This is a genomic window from Streptomyces sp. NPDC004721 (assembly GCF_053601495.1).
This window is the reverse complement of sequence record NZ_JBSGBZ010000144.1, coordinates 1-2,388: the sequence shown is the minus strand read 5'-3', so window position 1 is coordinate 2,388 and position 2,388 is coordinate 1. Positions and strand designations below refer to the sequence as shown.

Genomic DNA, 2,388 nt, shown 5'->3' with positions numbered 1-2,388 from the left:
CCGAAACAAGACGTCGCATGCCTCCCTCATTCCGAGCTAGACCATGCCTGACCAGCGGAAATCAAGCGATCATGTTCGGTTGAGATACGGCTTCTCAGCGAGACACACGCGCGCCTGATCGGTCGGCGCGCCCGCCATCGTGGCTGACTTTCGTCAGCTGAGGCACAAACGACCTCCGAGACGAGGTGCCGCCCTCACTGGTGGAGGGCGGCCCATGACCTTGACCCGGTCATTGAAACTCCCGGCCAAAGTCGCTACGCCGACCGCTCTGTAGGGTGCGGCACCATGACTTGGCTGAGGGACCGAAGCACGGTTTAACTGCTGTGAAGCGTGGCGTCCCAGCCGTTGGCCAAGCGCGTTGCGCTAGAGCCGCGTGATCCTCAACAACCTCCCCGGAAGGTGACCTGGTGAGTCTGCGCGAACTGGAAGAAGCTGTCCCAGCCTTGCTGGATATCCGGTCAGCCGAGCGCCGACTCATCGACTGGGAGTTCATCCGGCGCGAGACAGGTGCCGTCCTACCCTCGGACTTCGTTGCCCTCGCGGAGGCCTACCCGCCGTTCACGGTCGACGACTTCCTGGGCCTGCACATTCCGTCGGCCGGAGAAGAGCAGTACTTCATCGCCGGGGTGCACGGGCTCCTACGCAACTTGGCGGAGCTGCGTGACGCCGGTATGTCGCACGGTCACGTCCCGTTCCCCGAGCCTGGGGGGCTCTTCCCGTGGGGTGATTCCTCAGAAGGTGACGTCTTCTATTGGCGCACGTCAAGCACGGACGCCGAGTCGTGGACCGTGCTGGTCGAGGGTCATAACGATGACTGGTGCGAGTACGAGGGGAGCCTCACCTCCTATCTTGCGGGCATGGCGCGCGGGACGGTTCCTCCGGACGGTCTGCCGCCAGATTTCCCGAGCCCAATGCCGGTCATCGATGCTGACTGACGTAGATCGCCCAGCGGCAGTACCTGAGCGCACGACCGACTGGGGCCGTCTCGGGGCCGTCCGAGGCAGACCGACGTCGACAGACGATGACAGCCGTCAACCGTGTCGGCCCAGATCAGAAAGACGTCGCAGGAGAGGCCTCGAAGTGAGAGGCTCGCTGCACCACGTCCAGAAGAACTGACCGAGTCGTGCGCCCTTGACTCGGTCATTGAAACTTCAGCCCAAAGCCGTTCCGACCTCAGCTGTCAGTGGCAGTCGAAGCGCCAGTCCCACGGGAGGCCAGGGCACTGGCGGCAATGGAAGAAGTAGACGCCGCCACAGTCGCCCAACTGTATGTCGCCGGTAATGGTCAGAAGGTGCTCCATGCGGTGTCCGCTCTCGCAGTTCGGCCAATCGGCAGGCTGCGTCCAGGCGGGCCAGCCGCCGACCTTCGTCCCGATGATGTTGGAGTCGGGTGGCCACATGGAGCCGCCCGTCGGCAACCGGAGACGAGGTTCCCAGGTCTCCCACATGTCCTTGGGTAGATCAAGCCACCTCGGAAAGTCCTCCGCGGTAATCGGGGACAACGTGGACGGTTCCGGCATGTTGGTCTCGTCGTACTCCCCCTCGCTCACCTCGGGGATCTCGGACAGCAGCCCGCCGGCCACGACCTCCGCCTCGTTGCGCCAGTACAGCTGCGGCATCACCAGCAGCCTGGGATCCTGCTCATGCATCAGCGCGCACCACACCAGCTGCAGCAGATCCTTCCCCTCAGGGAACTCCAACCCCGGCACATCCCGGGCGAACAGCTGGAGGATCGGCACCATCGGCACCGCGCCCGGGACTATCTCGGTGTGGTTGTGCAAGTCGGACCCGTACGTCCAGTGGTCCTCCTGCGCGCAGTACGGCCACGGCTCGTCCGCAGGCCACAGCAGCTTGCCCCCCAGCGAGCTCTCCCGCACGCCAGGGTCGCCGGGTTCCGGATTGAGGAGGGTGGTTTCCCGGGCAAGGCCCGCGTACTCCGGTATCAGGGTGCGCAGATCCTTCGCGGGCAGCTCGGGTGTGTCTCCGGGCATCGAGGCTCCTCTAGCGTACAAAGATCGATGGGACGCTGCGGGCACGTTAGTACGTGCCACCGACAACCCCATACGACAACGGCCGCCTCATCACACCCCCTAGATCCTGCCGCCCGAGACTCGCAACATAACCGCGGCGCTCTGGGCCGTCTGTGGGCCGTGCGAGGTTGGCCGACGTCGACCGACAACGACAGAAGCCCACGGCGTCTGAGCTGGTCAGAGCCGTGGGCTTCTTCTGTTCCGCTGGTCAGCGAAAGGGTTGATCAGTAGACCGGCTACTGATTGCTGCGGCGAGCACCCTAACCTGCGCGTTTCATCCGGGGTCGCGTCCGGATCATGATCGGAAAAGCGAAAGTGCCTTCTGAGCTGCAACGATGAGGCTTGTCTAAGGTCCCAGT

Annotated in this window: 2 protein-coding genes; one reads left to right on the top strand and one right to left on the bottom strand. The window is 64.1% G+C overall.

The window, feature by feature from the left end; translation table 11 throughout:
- Positions 1 to 407: 407 nt before the first annotated feature.
- Positions 408 to 935, top strand: coding sequence for a hypothetical protein (locus ACWEK3_RS42285; protein WP_390873015.1), 528 nt, complete (start codon positions 408 to 410; stop codon positions 933 to 935).
- A 245-nt stretch (positions 936 to 1,180) separates the two neighbouring features.
- On the opposite strand, the gene ACWEK3_RS42280 is transcribed toward ACWEK3_RS42285, so the two are convergent.
- Positions 1,181 to 1,990: a DUF1963 domain-containing protein gene (locus tag ACWEK3_RS42280; RefSeq protein WP_450547780.1), complete on the bottom strand. Its 810-nt coding sequence runs from the start codon at positions 1,988 to 1,990 to the stop codon at positions 1,181 to 1,183.
- Between the last annotated feature and the right edge of the window lie 398 nt (positions 1,991 to 2,388).